At 66.2% G+C, this 20,257-nt stretch carries 19 protein-coding genes and 2 pseudogenes; 14 read left to right on the top strand and 7 right to left on the bottom strand.

The genetic code is table 11. The features are described from left to right. Positions 1–916 (bottom strand): alpha/beta hydrolase (locus HNV26_RS10210; RefSeq protein ID WP_216612017.1); only part of this gene is annotated, 916 nt, incomplete at its 3' end. Between the two features lie 149 nt (positions 917–1,065). Here HNV26_RS10210 and HNV26_RS10205 point away from each other — a divergent pair. Both HNV26_RS10205 and HNV26_RS10200 read left to right on the top strand, forming a co-directional pair. Then, complete coding sequence (locus HNV26_RS10205; protein WP_171441377.1) at positions 1,066–1,989, top strand: LysR family transcriptional regulator; 924 nt, start codon at positions 1,066–1,068, stop codon at positions 1,987–1,989. 24 nt (positions 1,990–2,013) lie between these two features. After that, the gene (locus tag HNV26_RS10200) at positions 2,014–3,030 is read left to right on the top strand and encodes a transposase (protein WP_301338457.1); all 1,017 of its coding nucleotides are present in this window, start codon (positions 2,014–2,016) and stop codon (positions 3,028–3,030) included. A 17-nt stretch (positions 3,031–3,047) separates the two neighbouring features. Here the strand turns inward: HNV26_RS10200 and HNV26_RS10195 are convergent, their stop codons facing one another. Both HNV26_RS10195 and HNV26_RS10190 read right to left on the bottom strand, forming a co-directional pair. Then, entirely contained in the window at positions 3,048–4,010 is a 963-nt protein-coding gene (locus tag HNV26_RS10195) for a WD40 repeat domain-containing protein (protein ID WP_253816410.1), read from the bottom strand. Positions 4,011–4,019: 9 nt separating this feature from the next. Next, a complete protein-coding gene (locus tag HNV26_RS10190) occupies positions 4,020–4,310 on the bottom strand; it encodes a transposase (protein ID WP_171441375.1) in 291 nt (96 codons plus the stop codon). Positions 4,311–4,796: 486 nt separating this feature from the next. Between HNV26_RS10190 and HNV26_RS10185 the strand changes: the two genes are divergently transcribed. Further along, positions 4,797–4,943 (top strand): hypothetical protein, encoded by a 147-nt coding sequence (locus tag HNV26_RS10185; protein ID WP_171441374.1) that lies wholly within the window; start codon positions 4,797–4,799, stop codon positions 4,941–4,943. Positions 4,944–4,963: 20 nt separating this feature from the next. Then, complete coding sequence (locus HNV26_RS10180) at positions 4,964–5,722, top strand: hypothetical protein (protein WP_253816409.1); 759 nt, start codon at positions 4,964–4,966, stop codon at positions 5,720–5,722. A 113-nt stretch (positions 5,723–5,835) separates the two neighbouring features. Here the strand turns inward: HNV26_RS10180 and HNV26_RS10175 are convergent. Further along, positions 5,836–6,048: pseudogene (locus tag HNV26_RS10175) on the bottom strand (integrase core domain-containing protein); the annotation flags it as partial. Positions 6,049–6,156: 108 nt separating this feature from the next. Between HNV26_RS10175 and HNV26_RS10170 the strand changes: the two are divergent. Further along, positions 6,157–7,089: a hypothetical protein gene (locus HNV26_RS10170; protein WP_171441373.1), complete on the top strand. Its 933-nt coding sequence runs from the start codon at positions 6,157–6,159 to the stop codon at positions 7,087–7,089. Between the two features lie 100 nt (positions 7,090–7,189). On the opposite strand, the gene HNV26_RS10165 is transcribed toward HNV26_RS10170, so the two are convergent. After that, positions 7,190–7,540, bottom strand: coding sequence for a hypothetical protein (locus HNV26_RS10165; RefSeq protein WP_171441372.1), 351 nt, complete (start codon positions 7,538–7,540; stop codon positions 7,190–7,192). Positions 7,541–7,864: 324 nt separating this feature from the next. Here HNV26_RS10165 and HNV26_RS10160 point away from each other — a divergent pair, with 324 nt between their 5' ends. After that, on the top strand, positions 7,865–9,034 hold the full coding sequence (locus HNV26_RS10160; RefSeq protein WP_366816829.1) for an acyltransferase family protein: 1,170 nt from the start codon (positions 7,865–7,867) through the stop codon (positions 9,032–9,034). 849 nt (positions 9,035–9,883) lie between these two features. Here the strand turns inward: HNV26_RS10160 and HNV26_RS10155 are convergent. Next, positions 9,884–10,969, bottom strand: a complete 1,086-nt coding sequence (locus tag HNV26_RS10155) for a hypothetical protein (RefSeq protein WP_253816408.1) — start codon at positions 10,967–10,969, stop codon at positions 9,884–9,886. Between the two features lie 395 nt (positions 10,970–11,364). On the opposite strand from HNV26_RS10155, the gene HNV26_RS10150 reads away from it, so the two are divergent. Both HNV26_RS10150 and HNV26_RS10145 read left to right on the top strand, forming a co-directional pair. Beyond that, the gene (locus tag HNV26_RS10150; protein ID WP_171441371.1) at positions 11,365–11,763 is read left to right on the top strand and encodes a VOC family protein; all 399 of its coding nucleotides are present in this window, start codon (positions 11,365–11,367) and stop codon (positions 11,761–11,763) included. After that, on the top strand, positions 11,760–11,900 hold the full coding sequence (locus tag HNV26_RS10145) for a hypothetical protein (RefSeq protein ID WP_171441370.1): 141 nt from the start codon (positions 11,760–11,762) through the stop codon (positions 11,898–11,900). The genes HNV26_RS10150 and HNV26_RS10145 overlap by 4 nt, the downstream gene beginning before the upstream one ends. Positions 11,901–12,121: 221 nt before the next feature. On the opposite strand, the gene HNV26_RS10140 is transcribed toward HNV26_RS10145, so the two are convergent. Further along, a complete protein-coding gene (locus HNV26_RS10140; protein ID WP_253816407.1) occupies positions 12,122–12,946 on the bottom strand; it encodes a LysR family transcriptional regulator in 825 nt (274 codons plus the stop codon). A gap of 266 nt (positions 12,947–13,212) precedes the next feature. On the opposite strand from HNV26_RS10140, the gene HNV26_RS10135 reads away from it, so the two are divergent. The 6 genes and pseudogenes from HNV26_RS10135 to HNV26_RS10110 all read left to right on the top strand — a co-directional run bounded on the left by HNV26_RS10135 (position 13,213) and on the right by HNV26_RS10110 (position 20,230). Next, positions 13,213–13,908, top strand: coding sequence for a pirin family protein (locus tag HNV26_RS10135; protein WP_253816406.1), 696 nt, complete (start codon positions 13,213–13,215; stop codon positions 13,906–13,908). Between the two features lie 408 nt (positions 13,909–14,316). Next, positions 14,317–15,381, top strand: a complete 1,065-nt coding sequence (locus tag HNV26_RS10130; protein ID WP_253816405.1) for a hypothetical protein — start codon at positions 14,317–14,319, stop codon at positions 15,379–15,381. Positions 15,382–16,086: 705 nt separating this feature from the next. Next, positions 16,087–16,326 (top strand): hypothetical protein, encoded by a 240-nt coding sequence (locus tag HNV26_RS10125; RefSeq protein WP_171452791.1) that lies wholly within the window; start codon positions 16,087–16,089, stop codon positions 16,324–16,326. Positions 16,327–16,421: 95 nt separating this feature from the next. Continuing rightward, a pseudogene (locus HNV26_RS10120) lies at positions 16,422–16,707 on the top strand (IS66 family transposase); the annotation flags it as partial. A gap of 217 nt (positions 16,708–16,924) precedes the next feature. Then, on the top strand, positions 16,925–18,373 hold the full coding sequence (locus HNV26_RS10115) for an FAD-binding protein (protein WP_171441367.1): 1,449 nt from the start codon (positions 16,925–16,927) through the stop codon (positions 18,371–18,373). 810 nt (positions 18,374–19,183) lie between these two features. Continuing rightward, positions 19,184–20,230, top strand: coding sequence for a hypothetical protein (locus HNV26_RS10110; protein WP_171441366.1), 1,047 nt, complete (start codon positions 19,184–19,186; stop codon positions 20,228–20,230). Positions 20,231–20,257 lie beyond the last annotated feature (27 nt).

The raw sequence follows: 20,257 nt of genomic DNA, 5'->3' as shown, positions 1-20,257 counted from the left end.
CCACCATCCGCTTCACCATCTCCGCCTTGAATGCATCCGTGTACGACACAGCTACCTGCCTGTACTCGCCCCCGGGGTGGTCAGCTCGGCCGGTCAGCCGAGGCGACAACTTCCCTGACACAGGGGGCTCGCAGCCGTCACGATAGGCGCCGAAGGCTCCGACCTGATCGCCGACGACCACGCATAGAGGCTGGGTCAGCAGCACTTCCGCCAGATGGAAGGCGTCCCAGCCGACCGCAGCGGCCTGATGTGACAGAAGCGAGCGATTCAGACCGTTCGGCTTCTGGCCACGGGACGTGCGATAATAGTCCGTCGCCTCCAACGGGTCGCGATCCGTAACACCGGCCGCACGTGCTTCCTCGACAGAATTAGCCAGCAGATTGTCGACGTGGAGCGGTGCGCCACGTGCCTCGGCGGTCCGCTGCTTGGCCATGGCTTCGAGCGCGGCAATCGGGTTGAGGCCGGTGAAGTTGCCGCGCATCAGGCGACCGTAGTTTGCGCCGGTAACAGTACCCACCGCCTTGATGCGGCGTTCGGTCATTGCCGCGTTGATCGAATATCCGCCACCGCCGCAGATGCCGAGGACGCCGATGCGCTCCTCATCGACGTAGGGGAGCGTCACCAGATAGTCGGCGACATGGCGGAAGTCCTCGACGCGCAGCGTCGGGTCTTCGATGAAGCGCGGCTCGCCGCCACTAGCGCCCTGGAAGCTCGCGTCGAAAGCGATGACGACGAAGCCTTCCTTGGCCAGAGCCACGCCATAGACGTTGCCCGAGGTCTGGTCCTTGCAGCTGCCAATCGGGTGGGCGCTGATGACGGCCGGGTACTTCTTCTTGGAATCGAATCCAGGAGGGAAATGCAGGTCGGCGGCGATGTCCCAGTACATGTCCTTGTTGCGAATCTTCACGGTATCCATGGCGAGTCTCCCTGGCAGCCGGGCGTGCGGCGTCTCTGCATGCCCGCCGCCATCACCGTCAGTCGTTGAAAGGAAGATGCGCCCACGACTGGGTACCTTCAAGAGCACAATTCTGAGCACAGATGTAAGTCCAGATTTACAATCCTCTGATGGAACCATCTCTGCTGCCGTCCCTCGCGTGGTTCGCCCACGTCGCCTCCCACCGTAGCTTCACCAAGGCCGCCGCCAAGATGGGGGTGTCCCGTGCGGCGCTATCCCAGAACCTCAAGGCACTGGAGAAGCAGCTCGGCGTTCGCCTGCTCAACCGCACAACGCGCGACATGTCGCTGACCGAGGAAGGGCAGCACCTGTTCGACGCGCTGCAGCCGTCGCTTGGCTCTATTGAAAGCGCCGTTCGCAGTCTCGGGGAGGCAGTTGGGGAAGCATCCGGCCTGCTGAAGGTCAACACCGCGCGATTGGCAGCCAAGGCGTTGGTCGAACCCTACTTCGGTGAATTCCTCGCGCGCTACCCGAAGCTTTCGCTCGAGCTGGTGATGGACGACGGCCTGTCCAATATCACCGCCAACGGCTGCGACGTCGGCATCCGCCTCGGGCAGCACCTCGCCGAGCACATGGTCGCGGTGCAGATAACGCCGATGCTAGCGATGGCCGTCGTCGGCGCACCGGCGTACTTCGCGCGTCGGCGTCCGCCGAAGACGCCAGCCGACCTCGTCCATCACAACTGCCTCAACTACCGCCACACAGGCAGCGGCGCGCTCTACAAATGGGAATTCACGTCACCCGGCGGCGGCGGCCACGACTTCTCGATGGAAACGAAGGGCAACCTCATTACCAACGACGACGACAGCATGCTGCGCGCCGCGCTGCAGGGGGTCGGCCTGATTCAGCACATCGACATCGTCGTGCGGAAGCACCTCGACGACGGCAGTCTAGTGCGCGTTCTGCAACCCTGGTGCCCACCGTTTCCGGGGTTCTACCTCTACATTCCTTCACGCAAGCAGATGCCGAAGAAGACACAGGCGCTGATTGATTTCCTTGTGGAGAAGCGAAAGCAGTGGGAGAGGAGAACATAATCTCTCACGGGCACAATTCGGCAGATGATAGCCAACTACGCCTGTGCCTCCCTCATCCGCGTCCGCTTAACGTCATGGAGAAAAGCGGAGCAAAACCAAGGGCCTGAGTGCAGCCGAGCAGGCAGGTCCGCCCAAACAGGGTGGCCAGGAACATTCTTCCGGCATGAAGAAGAACACGCCGAGGACGCAGGTGGCGGAGGGACTGCGAGCGCTGGTGTCGGCCGAGGACATCCTGGAGGCGGCGCGGCGGTTGGGCGCGTTGCAGCGCCGGCGCAAGGTGGACTTGGGCCCGGCACGCTCACCTTCATGGACCTGGGATACACGGACACCGGCCGCTTCCTCGATGCGATTGAGGCCGGAGCCCATTTCCTGGTGCGGCTGAAGGCCCAGCATGACCCGAAGGTGCTGCGGGTGCACGTGGGCAAGGGCGAGCGCGTACGGGCGCGTGGCATGCGCCTGACGGATGCGCTGCTGCAGGGCGTGCTGCGAGAGGATGGCGGAGTCATCGACGTGGACGTGCAACTAGAGAAGCAGGGGCGCACGGCCTCGGCGCGGGTGGTGGCGGTGCAAGGGCCCGAGGGCGAGCGGCGCTGGTATTTGACGACGGTAGGCCGCGACGTGTTGACAGCCCTGGAGGTGGCCGAGGCCTACCGCCTGCGCTGGAGGGTGGAGCTTCTCTTCAAAGCCCTCAAATCCGGTGTGGGACTGACGGCGCTGCGCGCCACGCGGCTTGGTGCGGTGCTCTCGTTGGTGTACGCCAAGGTGATGGCCCTGGCCCTCTCGCGCCTCCGGGAATTCTCGATGCAGCACAAGGTCGGCGAGTCGGGCCAACAGCAGGTGACGGGGCGGCTCGCGAGGGTGCTGGCATTGACCCGCTGCGCCCCACTGCTGCTGTCCCATGCGATGATGAGCCGGGGCGTGACGCTGGAGCAATTGGAGGAGCGTATCCTCCTCATCGCGGAGGTGACCGCCCGTTCACGCCAGCAACGTCGCGAGCGTGAACGACGCAGGCGCGAAGCTTCCCTCGGGAGCGGCCGCTAAACCGGAAGCGGATGGTGCTAGCCCAGAGGCACCGACAACAGCTCCCGCTGACACGTCACGTAGAGCGTCCGGTCGTGCACCAGCAGGCCGCCCAGGTCGGCGTGGCCGACGTCGTACACGGCGAGGCACTCGGTGGAGTCGAGCGACCAGACACGCACGGTGCCATCGGAGCTCCCGGTGCACAGCAGCCCGCGCGAGGGCTCCACCGCGACGAAGTCCACCCAGTGCGCATGGCCCTGCCATTGCCGCACGACACGGCCGGTGCGGCTGTGGAACATGCGGGCCACGAAGTCCCAGGACCCGCAGAGGAGGTGCTCTCCGTCGGGGTGCCAGGCCAGCGCCCGGAGGGTGTTCGACGGACGATTCCATACGATGCCGAGCTGATTCTTGCGCTCGGCGCCAAGGGGCTCATGGCGCGCGGTGGCCATGCGCAGGTGGAAGAGGGCGCGGACGTTGAGCGTGATGCCTTCGAGCAGGTGCACGGCGCCGTTGCTTCCGCCCACGGCGACGAGGCCCCGGGCGGGCGCATGCGCGAGCGCGTAGAGCGGTCCGGTCTCCAGCGTGCGCAGGTTCTCGCCCGTCCATGCGTCCCACAGCCGCGCGCTGCTGTCGGCGCTGATGGAGACGACGCGGTCCTCGCTGACGACCGCGGCGGCCTGGACCTCCTCTCCGTGGCCCTCGAAGGTCTGCACGCGTCGCCAGTCCTTGGCGTCCCAGACGGCGAGGCCACGGATCTTGTGCGCCTCGAGCACGCGGCCCAGCTCGGCTTCACCCGCCAGCCGGAACCAGGGCTCTCCATTCCGACAGATGGCGCCCGTCTTCAGGACCCGCGTGCACTCACCGGTCGCCAGACTCCAGAGGAAGATGCGCCCGCGCCCGTTCGCGGCGATGTGACGCCCGTCGGGCCACAGCATCGGCGCCCCGAGCGGATCTCCGTTGAGTTCGCCCGCATCCAGCCACTGGGGATAACGGCGCCACATCGCTTCAGTCTAGACCGTGTCCGCAAACTCGAGCCAGAGACGAATGGAGCCGGTGAGTACCATCGCCAGGTAATTGGCGGCGCGCTTCTCGTAGCGCGGCGCCACGCGTCGGCTCTGCTTCAGGGGATTGAAGAGACACTCCACGCGGCAGCGTTTACGGTAGTCCGAGTGGCGGAAGGAGCGCAGGCGGGACGGGTTGGAGCGGGTACGGATGCCAACCTGCACGCGGTGCTCACGACACCACGCGCGCTGACTGCCGTAGCTGTAGCTGTGTCTCCCAGGATTTGAGCGCTGATTCATGAGTTCGTCGAGGCGAGTGAGCGCGGCGCGCACGTGCATCGTTCTGCCTTGGCCGGCGAAGCTTGAGACCGGGCTGCTGGCACCCGGCCGGGCCCGCGTCACCACGGAAGCAGGCTGTGAAGAAGAGTCGGTTCAGCGAAGAGCAGAGGGTCGCCATGCTGCGCGAGGCGAGCGGCCACCCGTGCCGAGCCCCGCAGCTCTCCATCAATGGAACCGTCCGGTGTCTCTATCCCAAATTCAGTCGCTGCGTCATGAGGGCATCAAGGCCACTTGCGGCAGTGCGTCAATGCGAGTGAGCGAGGCGCGCGCAAGGTCGTCTGCCCTGACTGGACGCCTCATGTTTCACATCCAACCTTCTGCCCTCTCCACCGGGGGGCCAAGCCCATCGGTTTCAACCTTGGGGCGGGGAACACGGTAAACGCCGCCTTCGCCCGGCTCACCCGCAAGCCCATACCCGCCAATGTCCTCCAGGATGCCTTCTCCCGCATGGAGCCCAGGCTGGCCGCGGTGCCCTCCGTGCTCGCCACCGCCGCGGCCCACGCGAAGGAGCCGGGCTTCATCCCCGACGCCGGCATCCAGGGCCTGGTCGCCCTGAGCGTCCTGGACGAGGTGCGCGGCGCGGCGAAGCAATAGGCGCCTGCTACCATCGATGGATGACAAACCACCTCGCCTGCATCGGAATCCACGCGAACGACAAGGCGGCATTCGGGCACGTCATGGATTCCCTGCTGGAGCACACCACGACCGCGGGCACGACGCGCGACCACGAGTTGAAGGTGTGGTCCGACGCTTCGGGTGCGAGCTACAGCTTCGTCTTCAACCACGCGGGCAAGGTGCAGTGCGCCACCCCGGGCTTCCGGGCGGAGTCGCGCCTGCGGGTCCGCGCCACCGGCTTTGCCGCCCACAAGAGCTGCCGCTTCTGCGACCCACTGGAGGCCGAGCTGGAGGACTCCGAAGGCCATGTCCTCTACCCATTCGCCACGCAGCTCGATGACCTCGTGCTGGTGCGCGAGTGCATCCAGACCGGCATCGTGCTGGAGCTGGCGCCGTGCGCCTTCGCCGAGTCGCTGCAGGCTTGGCCGGACAAGGCGGCCTACGAGGCCTCGCGCAAGCCGGGGAAGGCGCTGCTGGGCTCGCAGTTCTTCATCCCCAACCCTGCCTCGCTCATGTCGAAGGACAGCCCTCCTCCGCCCGTCAAGCCCCGAGCCCACTTCACCGGGCACGTCGAGGCCGCGGACGTGCGCACCAACGGCGTCACCGGCCACCCGTTCCAGCACGCCCTCGTGCGGACCTATGGAGGCACTTATGACGTCCTCGCGGCGGCCGACGAGGCGACGCCCCGGCTGCGGCCCGGCAACATCGTGAGGGGGACCTTCTGGCTGGTGGCGCGCGTGACGGCGGGGCTGGGCTGAACCCGGCCGCGAGAGTGGCCATGACCTTGCGCAGGAAGGGCACCAGTCCCTTGACGATGGGAAGCAGGTCCCTGTTGCCGCACCGGGTTGTTGAGACACCAGGTTGGTCGTCATCAGGCCGCTTGCTTCAGCCTCAGCTCCCGCCGGGCCTGACTCGGCGAAAGGAAGTTGTGGCGCTCAAGGAGCCAGTGCTCGTTGTACCGGTAGGCCCATTCCAGCAGGGCAAGCCGGAGCTCCTCCACGGTGGCGAAGGTGCGCACCCAGAGCAGTTGCTCCTTGAGGGTGCGGATGAAACGCTCGGCGCAGCCGTTGCCCTCGGGACTGCGGGCGGAGGGCTCGCCTCTTCCGGCTTCAGCCCTGTCTCCCCTTGAGGGAGATACAGAATGCACCGTTCTCCCCTTGGGACTCGACGAGGCTTGAATCATGGTCGCTCCATGATTCGGCAGGAGGCCGCGATGTTCTTCGGGTCGCTGTTGCTGTGGGTTCCCTTGCTCCTGGGCGCGGGGGTCGGGAGGTGGCGTCGCAAACGCGCCGGGGACAATGCGCCCGCCGCCAGGCTCTGGGCCATCGTGAACCTCCCGGGGGCGCTGGTCTTGCTGCTGGCCTGCAACGGCGTCATGGCGCCCAGGACCCTCGCGTGGTTCAGGTCGCTCGGCGCGCTCCCCTTCGCGCCCACGCCAGGGATGCTGCAGGGCGTCGCCATGTTCGCGGCGTTCGTGCTGGGCTACAGCATCGCGTCCATGATGTGGAGCGGCCCGGCACAGGATGCCTCGACGGCGTCCACCAATGCGCCGGGGACAACAGGGCCCGTCAACAAGCACTCCAGCATGAAGGTGTTCGCCGTCATCTGCGCCACAATCGCTCTCAGCAGCGGCACGGGCGTGGTGAGCCAGGGCCTCCGGAAGGGCGGCTTCTTGACGACCTCGGACGTGGGAGGACTCCCCGAGCTGGCCCAGGTCCAGGAGCAGCTGAGACCCCTTGAGGCCTGTTCGATCACCTACCGGCGGCGCGACAAACGCGGCCAGCGCCAGCATCCGAACTCGGTCTTCATCGAGACGTGCTCGGTGGGCGAGTACATCATCGTCCTCATCGATGTCCCAGGCACCTGGGCAGACAAGGGCGTCGGCTTCGAGATGAGCCGCGGCTCGATATCGGAGCCCTGGGAGATCCAGGTCGAGAAGGCGGAAGTGCCCTTCCCTGACCTTGAGAAGGCGCTTGAGCACTTCGCTCCCCTCATCGCCGCGCAATATCCCGAGAAACTGCGCGAACGACGCGCGAGCGCGAGCGAGATGGAGCGCCACCTGGACGAGCAACAGCGGCTGGAGCAGGAGCGCAAGGCGCGCGCGAAGGGCTCCTATCCGCGATGACGCATCCGCTCCACCTAACCGAGCGAAGCAACAAGCGCCCCGCGCGGCCCCTGCCGCGCCCGAGCAACTTGCTCTGGGCCCCCTCAACAAGAACCCCGCGCTACTCGAGTTCCACCAGCAGGCGCTCGCCGTCCCGAAGAACGCGCACCGGTCGCTGCATCCCCGCTTGGAAGAGCGGCGCCTCCATGGGCCGCACGATGCGGTCTGCCGTGGCCTGGAACTCGGAGTCCTCCGAAGAGAGACGAATGGTCAGCGAGAAACGGAGGATGTTGTTGCGCCCGTGGCTGCCCCCGGTCTGCTCCCAGCCGAGGATGCGCGCCGTCCCTGCCTCCCCCTGCGTGAGCACCTTTGAGCGCCGTACGTCAGCCCCCACTGTCCACCGAAGCAGGGCCACGAGTCCGACGACGACGAGAATAGCGGCGATTACGCCCACGATGATGAGGCCCAACATGGCCGAATGCTACCACATGGGATTCCGGGCCTGGGCCTGGCCGGTAACGTGGACAGTTGTGCCTTGTGCCCGTACGGCGCTGTGTACGCAGAGGACCTGAAAGCAAGAAGGCCCTGCCCGAAAGCAAAGGCAGGCAGGGATTGAAGTGGAAGCAGCGGCGGGAGAATCCTGCCTTGGCGTTCGCGAAGAGCACGGCGTTCCGGCCCACCCCGCTTTCCCGAAAGCGCGGCATGGCGAAGAACATCGGGGCGTGGGATTTGGTGCCGCACTTCTGGAGATGTCGCCTAGCATCCAGCGCATCCCCACCGCTGAAAGCCGACTCCGCTGAACGCCACCGAACCGCGCCACCTCGCCGGCCTGGACCTGCTCCGGTGCCTGGCCATCCTCATCGTCGTCCTCTTCCACTACCCGCGCCCCGACGGCCACGAGGCCTATCGGATGCTCGCCAACTTCGGATGGACGGGCGTGGAGCTGTTCTTCGTGCTGAGCGGCTTCCTCATCGGCTCGCAGCTCCTGGAGCCGGCGTCCCGGGGCGAGGCACCGTCTCTCAAGCGCTTCTACCTGCGGCGCTCGTTGCGCATCCTGCCCCCCTATCTCATCGTGGTGGCCCTGTACCTCTTCATTCCCGCGTGGAGCGAACGCCCCGTGGAGACGCCCGCGTGGCGCTTCCTCACCTTCACGCAGAACTTCGGACTGCGCCTGAACGGCTTCTCCCATGCGTGGTCGTTGTGCGTGGAGGAACACTTCTACCTGGTGCTGCCCCTCACCGTGCTCGCGCTGCGCGGGCGCGTCCGGGCACCGCACCTCCTCGCGGGCGCGGTGGGGTTGATGGTGGCCGGCATGCTCCTGCGGGGCGGCCTGTGGCAGCGCCACTTCTCGCTGCTCGAGCCGAGTGACGCAGGGTGGCGCGGTTACGACACGCTCCTGTACTACCCGACGTACGCGCGGCTCGACGGGCTGACGTGCGGCGTATTGCTCGCGGCGCTGCGCGTCTTCCGCCCCGCGGCATGGGAGCGCTGGACACGAGGGGCCCGCGCCGGAGGCCTGGCGTTGGTGGGACTCGTGTGCCTGGGCGGAGTGTTTTGGATGAACGAAGAACACTTTCGGAACCTGGCCCACACGATGCTCGCGTTCCCCATGACGTCGTTAGGATACGCGGCGCTGCTCATGGCCATGGCGGGCCCCACCGCCTCGCGCGTGTGCGCCCGCATCCCCGGCGCAAGAACCTTCGCGGTGCTGAGCTTCACCGTCTACCTCACCCACAAAGCCGTGCAGCACGGAGTCCGCGTCTCGCTGGAGCCCTATGGCATGGACGCATTCCACCCTGTCACGCTGTTGGGGGGCGCAGTGGCGGTGCTGCTCGCGTCGCTCGCTCTGCACCACGGCGTGGAACGGCCCTCGTTGAAGTGGCGCTCGCGGCTGGAGACGCGGCTCATCCACGAGCCTTCGCCCCAACCCGCCGCCCTGGTGGACACCAACACCATGGCGCGCTAGCTGGGACGGACGAAGGCGAAGTTCGCGGACACTCAATCGGACCCCGAACTCTCCCGACTTCACCTAGCCCCATGATGTTTCTCGTTCTTTTCCTTCGCAGTCTCTCAAGAGCGCGCAGAGAACGAGTTCGCGCAGGGATTCATTCGAGGCGCTGAACGAAGGGGCCTGCCAACCGGTAGGGCCCTTTTGTTTTGCACGGGCCTCGCGATGAATATCGCGGGGCTGCTCGCTGCGGGATTGCATATCCATCCGCTCAGCTTGCGCCGGGCAAGGAAGCCCGTGAAGGCGCCTACCCGCACCGTACCTGCCTGTATCCGAGTTCGATGGAGAGCCGTTCGTTGAGGCGCGCACGGTACACAGCAGTTTCAGGAGTGAGCGGCGGCTCGCCCACCACTACGAGCTTTCGCACAATGGGGATGCTGAGCCAGCACGCGTATTCCAGAAGCTGCCCCAGCGCCTCGCGGATGCAGGACCGAGGCGCTGGCCCACATCTTATTCCATAGAACTCGGACGCATCGTCACGTCGAACAACCACGTCCACGAAGCCACTACCAACTGAGCGCCGGGCCAGGGAAGATGGCCAGACCATCTCCCCTTGTCCGTGGCGCGGGCGAGGGCGGCTCGCCCTCGGGCCCCCTACCCCACAGAATCGGATGTATGCGGACAGCGCGCGCCACAGGCTTGGACGAGCACACTGGCGCGCAGGCATTCCAGGGAGCGAGCATGGAACAACCGAACGGAGGAGAGAGGGATTCGACGCACGAGGTGCGTCCGGCCGACGTGGCGCTGCCCTCCGAGCTGTCCCCCGAGCGGTGCCGGTGAGCGGTGCTCCGCCCACCGGCGAGCCGGCTACGTGCTCGGCGCCTGGATTTCGCGCACACTTCCCCAGCGATACCAGAGGCCGTCAGTGCCCACGCCGTCGCTGCGGAAGTAGACGGTGATGTTCGGCTTGCCGCTCTCCGAGCCCACCCGGCTCGACCCGGCGGTCAACGGCAGGGCGGGATCGATCCCCGAGGCGCAAGGCGAGCCGCCCTTACCGAACTGGGTCCCGTCGTCGATGAACTCGTTGATCTTGGTCCACTGGCCGCCGTTCACGCCGTCGGAGAGGTCGATCCACAGCTCCTGCTTCACCTTGCCGCCCGGCAGGTCGTAGACCACGTGCTTGTGGCCGATCCACGTGTTCTTCGGGAGCGAGGACGACCAGTAACTCTTCTGCACGACGTACTTCGAATCGGGATGGTTCATCTCCTTCTCGAAGTCGATCTTCCCGTCGTAGCGCATGCGCGCGCCGATGCCGCGGGTATCGCACTTGTCGCGGTTCTCGGAGCCGGTCGTGCCGTGGTTGGTGCGCGCGAAGGAGACCATCCCACCCCAGTTGATCCCCGAGTCGCTCACGCGCTTGAAGTACATGGTGATCTCCACGTTCCGCCAGGGGTCCTGCTTCGCCGGATCGTGGACGTACATACGGGGGACGCTGCCGGAGATCCGCAGCGTTCCGTCACCGGGAATCTTGTACGAGGCATTCCCATGGTCGGCGTCGAACCAGGAGTCCTGCGGATCCACTCCGTTGAAGGAGCGGGGGTTGGAATCCCACTGCGCGTACCACGCCTTTCCGCTCGCCAGCGTCGGGTAGAGCATCTGGATTCCGAAACGGTCCGTCGCTCCTCCATCGCCCGAGGCATCATCGGCGCCGAGACCTCCATCGCTCGAGGCATCATCGGCGCCGAGACCTCCATCGCTCGAGACATCATCGGCGCCTGAACCTCCATCGCTCAAGGCATCATCGGCGCCGAGACCTCCATCGCTCAAGGCATCATCGGCGCCGAGACCTCCAACGCTTGAGGCATCATCGGCGCCGGGCGCGCCTCCGCACGCACCGGCCAGACCCATGAGCACGGCGGAAAGCAACGTGGCCTTCATCCAACGGATGTTCATATCGATGTTACTCCTGGCTGCAGATGGCACTCCTTACCGTCGCGGACCAAAGGCACCGACTCGGGCCGCCTCAGGTCCGGGCGGAAGGAATCACGATCGCGGGTCATCTACGAGAAGCAGCAGGTCAAGGGCCCGGTCCCGTGTTCGCTGTACGGGACCGGTGTGCCTACCCAAAATCCGGTCGCTGCGTCATGGGTGCGTCAAGGCTGCGTCAAAACGCGCGTCATGCCCAGACATCACGTACAAAGTCCGTAACATCGCGGCCAGGCACTCTTCGTCATCTGTCATGGCCCCACCGGCAGCACGCGTCGAAGACATGTCATGGTTCGACACGGGGCCTCTCACCTGCGAAACCCGCCCCCAGCATTCGACTCACCTTTCGACATGAGGACAGCATGAACAAGGAGATTATCTTCAATCTTCCGGTCAAAAACCTGGATAAATCCCAAGCCTTCTTTTCCGCTCTCGGCTTCAGCTTCAATCCACAATTCAGTAACGAGAGCGCGGCGCTCATGGTCATCGTGGATGGCAGCATTCATGCCATGCTGACGACCGAAGCGCTCTTCAAGACCCTCATCGACAAGCCCGTCGTGCAGGCGAAAGACGCCAACGAGGTCGTCATCTGCCTGAGCTGCGAGAGCCGGGAGGAAGTGGACAGTCTGATCGCCAAGGCCGTCGCTGCCGGCGGCCGCATTCCGCATCCGCCCGAGGACCATGGATTCATGTATGACCAGGGCTTCGAGGACTTGGACGGCCACCTGTGGAACCTTGTCTGGACGGCGCCGCAGTCTTGATGCGGCCGGCCGGGCTGCTCAGCGCTCATCCCTGTGTCGAGCGCTTCATTCGTCCCCACAAGGAGCAACTGCTCTGGATGCACACCTTCTCCACCGTGGAGGAACTGCGGCGGGCCCTGCTGGACTGGGTCGTGTAGCCCCCATTTCGAACGGACAGGTCCCTAACGCATAGGACCAGCTTAGTCCTACAATTGCAGTTCGGAAGAAGCCGCAGCCTCCTCGCTGCTGAAAGAACAGGAGGGGGAGGAGCGAGGCGCGCGCGGCAGAGGCGACATCTCCCCTGACACAGGGGGGCATGACGAATGCGGGATTTCATCTTCGCCGAGCGTGGGGACCGACGTGCGGTGGCCCGCTGACCCTACTTCGCGAAGGCCCCTTCTGTCGCGCGCAAGGCCCGGAAGAGGGCGTCCTGCGTCTCCTTGAGGCCCCTTGCCCCCTCGCGAGCAGCCGGCGCGAGGAGCCAGAGCGGAGGTCCCCCTTCGAGCTCTCTCTCCAATCGGAGCCGAGGGTCCCCATGAGCGAGAAAGCTCGGAAATGCCGCGAGTCCGAGTCCGGCACAGCAGGCATCTCGAATCCCGAGCAGCGAGTCACACAGAACGGCTTCGGGTGCATCCTTCGGAACAAAGCGCCACCACTGCATCGAGGTCTTGGCGCGGAGGGCCGAGCTCGGAAGTATCCAGTTCGCCTTCCCGCTGGACCTTCGATAGACCCCGATCCGCAGCCGCCCAAGCCGACGTCCACGTAGCGCGCCACCCGGTTCGTGCTTCGGACGAAGCGCGAGGTCGACGCGTCCCGGCACCAGAGCCATCTCCTCGTCGCTCACCAGGACTTCCACGGATTGCGTCGGTGAGATGGTGGACAGCGCCAGAAACAAGAGCGGAGCCAGGACGTCGCTCGTCGTAATCACCACTCGCTGCTGCCGTCCCCGCTGCTCCGCGGTCATCAGACCCGCCACCTCGGTTGCTTGGGTTCGCATCGTTCCGGCGCGGAGCGCGATTTCCGCCGCCAGCGGGGTCGGAACAAGCCGCGAGCCGCGCACGAACAGCACCACCCCGTACCGCGCTTCGAGTCCCGCGATGCGGCGGGACACCGACGAGTGTCGCAGCAAGAGCTCGCGCCCGGCTGCCTCGACGCTGCCCGTTCGTACCAGCGCCTCGATGGTCTGGATCTCGTCCCACGACATGTGCATGAACGCACACGATATGTGCAAAGATGCGGAGTCATCAATCGCGCCGACAACAACTATTCATCGTGGGTACCGTCATTCGACGACGGACCCGGGAGAACTACGATGAAGTCGGACGTCATGCGGCGCGGGGCAGACGAGGGATGGTGCTACGTGAGCGACACCCCCTTCGGCATCAAAACGTGACGTTGTCCAAGCGCGCCGTCCTGCTCGGGGGCGGCGCCCTCGCGCTGTCCGGTTGCTTTCGGCCTAGGAGACAATCGATGCCCCACCTCGTTCATCGCACCATCGAATCTCTTCCCACCACCACGCTGCAGTGGCTCTCGCTTCGAGATCACTTCGTCGCGACGGTGGGCCCAAGGGCAGGAGAAGGGCGACGCATGGGCCCCGTTCTCGTGCTCGCTGATGCGACGTTCGCGCCGCACTCGCGATTCCCAATCCACCCACATCGCGAGATGGATATTCTCAGCGTCGTAGTCGACGGCTCATTGTCGCATCATGGTGACCAGGCGCACGGCGTGACCCTCGGACCAAGGTCCGCGCAGTTGATCTCTGCACGCAGCGGAATCGTCCACGCCGAAGGCAACGACACCGACCAGCCGACGCGAATGCTGCAGATCTGGTTTCAGCCGAACACGTTCGGCGGGGCGCCCGCGTACTTCACTCGCGAGCTCACGGGCCAAGGTCGCCAGTTGCTGGCGGGCGATCCCGAGATGCCACTCCGAGCCGACGCGCGATTGTGGTGGGTGGATCTCGTTCCGGGGAGCGAGGAGACTCTTATCGTCGACCGGGCGCGCCAAGGCTATCTGCTCGCGATGACGTCACGACTGCGGATCGCGGCGGTTGGAAGTGAGCCCACCCTCGAACTCGCAATCGGGGAAGGCCTGGAGGTTGGCCCGGGCGCGGTAAGCGTCTCGTCAGACCGTGCAGGTGCCGCGCTCTGGCTGGACGTTGCGTGAACCGACCTGTGCCTACCCGATATTCGGTCTCAGGCCCGGCGGGAGCTGATGCAGTCGAAGCAGGCGGCCTGACTACCACCAACCTCATGTCTCAACAATCCGGCGCGGTACAATGGCTCGATGAGAATCCTTCGACGGGTGAGACTCGCGCAGGTGGCTGTGGCGGCGATTGGCATCTCAAGCTTCGGTTCGGCCGTGGCCGAACCCGAGGTGAAGTCAGTGCCCGACGTTCTGGAGGTAGGGGCACTCACCTCGACGTTCGCGGAATTCCAACGAACGTGTGATGCCGCGGGACGGCGACTGTGGGGACAGTCGCTGTGTGCCCCTCTCCTCGTCGTCCATCCCACCACGCGCGTCTTCGTCGCGAGCACCTGGCCGAGCGGATCGGGAACAGGGCCCTGGGTGGGAGTGTTCCCCTCGGAACTCACCATCGCCAACACGGCGCTGACTTGGGCGGGAACCACCTGGGTCCAGCTTCAAGGTCCGTTGCCCGATGCCCCCGCGCGTCGCCGTTCCCTGCTTGCCCACGAGGCCTTTCATCGGCTCCGCACCACCCTGGGCCACCCAGGGCGGGAGAAGGACAATGCCCACCTTGATGGCATCGAGGGCCGCACGCTGCTGCAACTCGAGTGGCGTGCCCTCGCGGCCGCCCTGCGCACGACGACCCCCTCGGTCCGCACCCGCGCCGTAGAGGACGCACTCGTGTTCCGTCGCGAACGCCGAACGCGCTTCCCTGAAGCGGCGGTCGCGGAAGGGCTCCTCGAGGAGCACGAAGGCCTCGCCGAATACACGGGTGTGGCGCTGGCGGTGGCCGACGCACGTGGCAGGCGGGCCCTGGCGCTGGAGAACCTCGACGATGCTGTCAAGCGAAGCTCCTTCGTGCGCTCCTTCGCATATGCATCAGGCCCCGCCTATGGCCTCCTGCTGGACGAGGCGGGCCCCCGCGCCCAGGGGTGGCGAGCGCGAGCGCTCGCCGGGGCGGACCTGGGAACGCTGCTCCAGGACGCACTGCGGCTGGGCACGCCCGAGCCCTCACCCGAGCGCGAAGCGCGCTACGGAGGCGCCGCTCTGCGAGAGACCGAACGCGAGCGGGCCCGCCTCGCCCAGGCCCGGGCCGAGGCGCTGCGCAAGAAGTTGGTGGAGGGCCCCGTGCTGCACCTCCCCCTGGTGCGCATGCGTATCCAATTCAACCCCGGTGAGCTCATCCCGCTCGCCGAGCACGGCACGGTGTATCCCGGCGCCCGCATCGTCGATGCGTGGGGCTCGCTCACCGCGACCTCCGACGTGCTCCTCTCCTCGGACTGGAAGACGGCCACGGTGAACGCCCCGCCGTCGGGCCCCCGAGATGCACGCTGGGAAGGCGAGGGCTGGGTGTTGGAGCTGGCCCCCGGCTGGCGCGCCAACAAGGGGCTCCGACCAGGAGACCTGGTTCTCCAGGCTCCCGAGGCTCGCTCACCGGCGCCTCAACCCTAAAGCGAGGTTCGTGATTCTCGAAAAGGCTGGAGAGCAGACAGGCGCAGGCAGGGTGAGCAAGAAGAGAGCGCAGGGGCACCTCCCGTTCGGCTCCGTGTGCGCGGAAGACGAGGCCCATCCGCTCCGGCGACTGCTCTCTCAGCGTGAGGCACCGTCTCTCGCGAGGTCGTCGTTCAGGGGGCGCGGCGAGTTGAAGAAGGGGCAGGCCAGCAGTCGGCGGGAGGCTTGTCGCTCACTGACGCGGCGTGCCGGAGCCGTCTTGCACGTAGGCCCGGAAGCCTGCGGGCCGTGCAAGCTGCACCCCAGTTGTACTCAAGCCGCGTCCGGCAAGGGTGTAGCGTCTCGATGGGCGACGACAAGCGGCCCCAGAAGCGCCTTCGCTCACGTCTTCAATCGCGCGCGGGCCGCGCACAACTCCGCGAGCGTGTCGCGGAGAGAAAGCGAGCAGCCATGCCCCGGCAGCCTTCACTTCATGGCGGGAGGGGCGGCAGGCCGTTTCCCTCCCCCGGCATGAGTCTTCTTGTCGATGGACAATGCCAATCTCCGGGAGGAATCAACATGAGGAAGCTTGGATATGGACTGCTCGTCACCGCGGGGCTTCTTGTCGGCCCACTTGCTGGAGCCCAGGGGGCTTCCCAGCCACCGTCCGCGGGACGCCAGGCGGATAGCCAGACACGGCAACAGCCGGGCTGCCCATGTGGGATGATGGGCAGCGGCAAGATGGGCCAGGGAATGGGCGGCGCGGGAATGGGTTGCCCGATGCACGGAATGGCGGATGTGCAGATAGAGCAGACGCAGACAGGAGCCATTCTGCGGCTCACCGCAAAGAACCCCAATCAGGTCGAGGACGTCCAGCGCATGGCGGAAGGGATGCAGCGCTGCATGAGCGGAAGCGGCGCCCCGCAGCAGGGCCAACCGGCCTCGCCTCGACAGCAACAGCGCTAGAAACGGCGCGTCGTTCCCTGGTCTGAAAAGCGGCGTTCCAGTCCACGGGCTCGACGTGGACAATGGACGCACTCGGGAGAGCCACGCCCTGTGTCAGGGAAGTTGTCGCCTGGGCGGGTGTGCCGGGCCTGGGGCCAACGAACAACTTCGGCGAGAGGTGTCTGCACCGCGCCGTCATGCACCGGAAGACGTCCTTTGGCACGCAAGGCCCCCAGGGCAGCCGCTTCGTGGAGCGAATCCTCACGGCCGCCCCCCCTCAAGCTGCAACGGCGCGGTGCCCTGAATTGCCTGACGGACATCCTGCATGCGCATCGGCGGCGTCTTCCTACGCCCTCGCCGCTGCCGACTCCCGAAGCGATTCAGCTCGAGAACACTGCATGAGCCGGTGAACAGCTCCCCCCAGTGTCAGAGGCTGCCGCCCACCGCCATTAGCGCGCCGCCGGGGAACCGCCCCGGAAGCGCGGCGCAGGGCGGCACCCGTTCGTCCCATGCTCGGGACTGACGCGTTGCACACCATGCGATGGAGCCCGAGGGGAGAGGGCAATTGTTGGGAGAGGCGGCCTCGGGATAGAAATCTCCGACGCAGAAGGAGGAGTGAATGTCGAGTCGAACCGTCTCCCGGAGGACGTTGCTCCAAGGTGCGTTGGTGGCAGTCGCATTCAATCCCATGAGCCGGAGCTGGGCCTCCACGCTGGAGGCTGGCGCGGTCCCCCTGCCACCACTCGATGGCGAGTTGCGGATGGACACAGCGTCGCGGACCGCGGCCGCGGAGGACTTCGGTCACATCCTCCACCGCACGCCGTGGGCGGTGCTCGTTCCCGGCTCGGTGAAGGACATCGTGGCCATGGTCCGTTTCGCGCGGCGCCAGGGCCTGGAGATCGCCGCCGCTCGGGGCCTCGGTGAGAGCCACAGCACCTTCGGCCAGTCCCAGGTGGCGGCGGGCATCGTCATCGACATGTCCACGCTGTCGACCATCCACGAGCTTGGCGAGGACAGCGCCTGGGTGGATGCGGGCGTCCGGTGGCACGAGCTGCTCCAGGCCTCGCTTCCCCACGGCAAGAGCCCGCCAGTGCTGACCGACTACATCGAGCTGAGCGTCGGTGGGACCCTGTCCGCGGGGGGCATCGGCGGGCAGGCGTTTCGCTGGGGCCTCCAGGTGGACAACGTCCTGGAAATGGACGTCGTCACGGGTCGGGGTGAGCTCGTGCGGTGCTCGCGCTGGCGTGAGCGACCCCTGTTCGACGCCGTGCGCTCGGGCCTGGGCCAGTTCGGCATCATCGTGCGAGCGAGGGTGCGGCTCGTCGAAGTGCCGCCCCGCGCTCGGACGTACATCGCGCGGTACAACGACCTCCACCGCATGATGGAGGACCAGCGGCGGCTCATCGAGGACGGTCGCTTCGACTACGTCGAAGGCTCCGCCGTCGCCTCCAACGGGGGCTGGGCATATCAGCTCGAGGTGGTGAAGTACTTCACGCCGGGCTCGGAGCCGAACGATGCGAGACTGCTCGCGGGCCTGGGCTTCCAGCCAGGAACGCTCCAGGTGAGCGACGGCAGCTACTTCGACTTCGCCAACCGGCTCGCGCCGCTGGTCGAACTGCTCAAGCAACTCGGCGTCTGGGGCTTCCCCCATCCGTGGCTGGACATGTTCGTCCCCGCCCGGTCCGCCGAGTCCTTCGTCCAGGAGGTCCTCTCGCAGACCACCGAGGCCGACATGGGGCAGGGGCCCATCCTCCTCTACCCCATCCGCTCCTCGGAGCTGACCACGCCCTTCCTGCGCACCCCCAACGACAGACACGTCTTCCTCTTCTCACTGCTGCGCACCGCCATTCCACCGACGCCGGAGAACGTCGCATCCCTCCTGCGGAAGAACCGCGCCATCTTCGACCGGCTCACGGCCATCGGCGGGAAGATCTATCCCGTGGATGCCGTGCCCTTGAGCCCCGCCGACTGGCGCCGCCACTTCCACCCCGCCTGGGAGCGCTTCGAGCACGCGAAGCGGCGCTACGACCCGGACCACATCCTCACGCCGGGACAAGGTATCTTCTGATCAGCCCCACTCCTCCAGCCCCGAAACACATAAGGGCAATGGCATGACTTTGACATTTCATGCCCGCGTACACCGGCGCAGCAAACAACCCTCTTCACTTTACTGACAGAGATGGCCGAACAATCCAGGTGATTGGCTCAACGGCACGGATAGTTCGCGCTATCGCCCAGCTTCGCGCCTCACGGCGGGGCGCATCGTCATGGGGTGCTCTTGAGCGTTCCACCACGACGCCGCGTTCAACAATGCCGGCGCGGAGCAGGCACTCGCCAAGGCAGCCGACCTCACCGAAGACGAGAGGGACCGAATCCTTCACGTCAACCTTCGCAGTGTCTTCCTGTGCATGAAGCCTGATGCTCCGGCAGGGCGGCGGCACAATCCTCAACACGTCCTCTGCCCCAGCCTCATCGACACACCGATGATGGGGCGCTTCAGTGGCGGAACCGCGGAAGGGATATCGCTCAGGAGCCAATCGGGCGCATGGGCAAGCCTGAGCCGAACGCCGCTGCGGCCCCCTGATGACGCGTTCGCCAACGCACATGTGGTGCCGAACCCTACATTTCGGCAGCCACAGACCGGCGGCTTCTGCTGACAGGCAGGAGACCGCCTCCCCCAATCGCAACGCACCGCATCAAACCTCGACGACCGGGAGTACACCTACCCCCTTTTTTACTGGGAGGTATCGGGGATTCTGAACGCCGCCATGGGCCCTGGCCCTGAGGCATCGTGGGATTGTCGATCCCCACGCAACTCCGGCGGGGTGATCGCGATAATCCCTACGATTTCGTCCATTTCAATTTCGAGAGGCCCACCATGGGTTTCGATATCCGCAAGACCTTCAACTCTGCCCGCGCCAACGTCCAGAAGGTAGCCAAGGACGTCCAGAAGACCGTCGAGGACAACAAGGGGCTCATCAAGGGCGCCACGGCGGTTGCCACCCAGAGCGCGAAGGCCTTCGGGTACGGCAAGGACGCCTTCCAGCAGATCAAGAACATCAAGAACGGCGCCGAGGGACTGCTGACCGGCGCAAACCGGGCGTTCGTCAGCAACCCCACCTACGCCGCGGGCGAGTTCAAGGGCCTGACCAAGTTGGGCGCCGGCTTGAAGGCCGCCGCGCGCTACGCGGGCATCCCTGGCGCGGTGATGTCGGGCGCCACGGCCGTCAAGGACATCCGCCAGGCCATCCGCACCGGTAGCAAGGACGACATCGTCACCGCCACGCGCTCGACGCTCGACGCGACCAAGGCGGGCCTGTCCGCCGCGACGGGCGGCATCGTCGGCGGCAAGGTGATGGGCGGCGTGCTCGGCGGCACCGTCTTCAAGGACAAGCTGGAGGCCGGCAAGAAGGCCGTCGACGCCTTCAAGAAGTCGCTCCCCAACGCCAGCGACGACGTGCTCAAGGCCGTCAAGGACGCCGCCACCAAGGGCATCTTCGAGGGTGGCACCGCGAAGGGCGTGGGCCGGGCCGTCAAGTCCGCCGCGGCCGAGACGGCGAAGGCGACCAGCTCCCTGGCCCAGGGCCTGACGGGCAGCGGCACGCGCCAGGCCGCCAAGGCCGCGCTGAAGACGGCGGGCAAGGAGGCCGGTGAGGCGGCCCTCAAGCAGGGCGCGAAGGCCGCCGCTGGCACCGCCGCCAAGGCGCTGGGCCGGTTCGCCCCGGGCGTCAACGTGGCCATCGCCGCGGTCGACGTGGCCAACGCTGGCGCGACGCTGATGGACAAGAACGCGAGCACGGGCAAGAAGGTGACGTCCGTCATCACCGCGGTGGGCTCGGTCGCCGCGGCCACCAACATCCCGATTGTCAGCCAGGTGGGCGCCGCGGTCTCCACGGTGTCCAGCATCGTGGGCGCCTTCTTCTAAAGCAGCGCCCCACCCTTCGGGGTTTGT

The organism is Myxococcus xanthus, assembly GCF_013116825.1.
Classification (GTDB): domain Bacteria; phylum Myxococcota; class Myxococcia; order Myxococcales; family Myxococcaceae; genus Myxococcus; species Myxococcus xanthus_B.
This window is presented reverse-complemented; position numbering and strand designations above follow the sequence as displayed.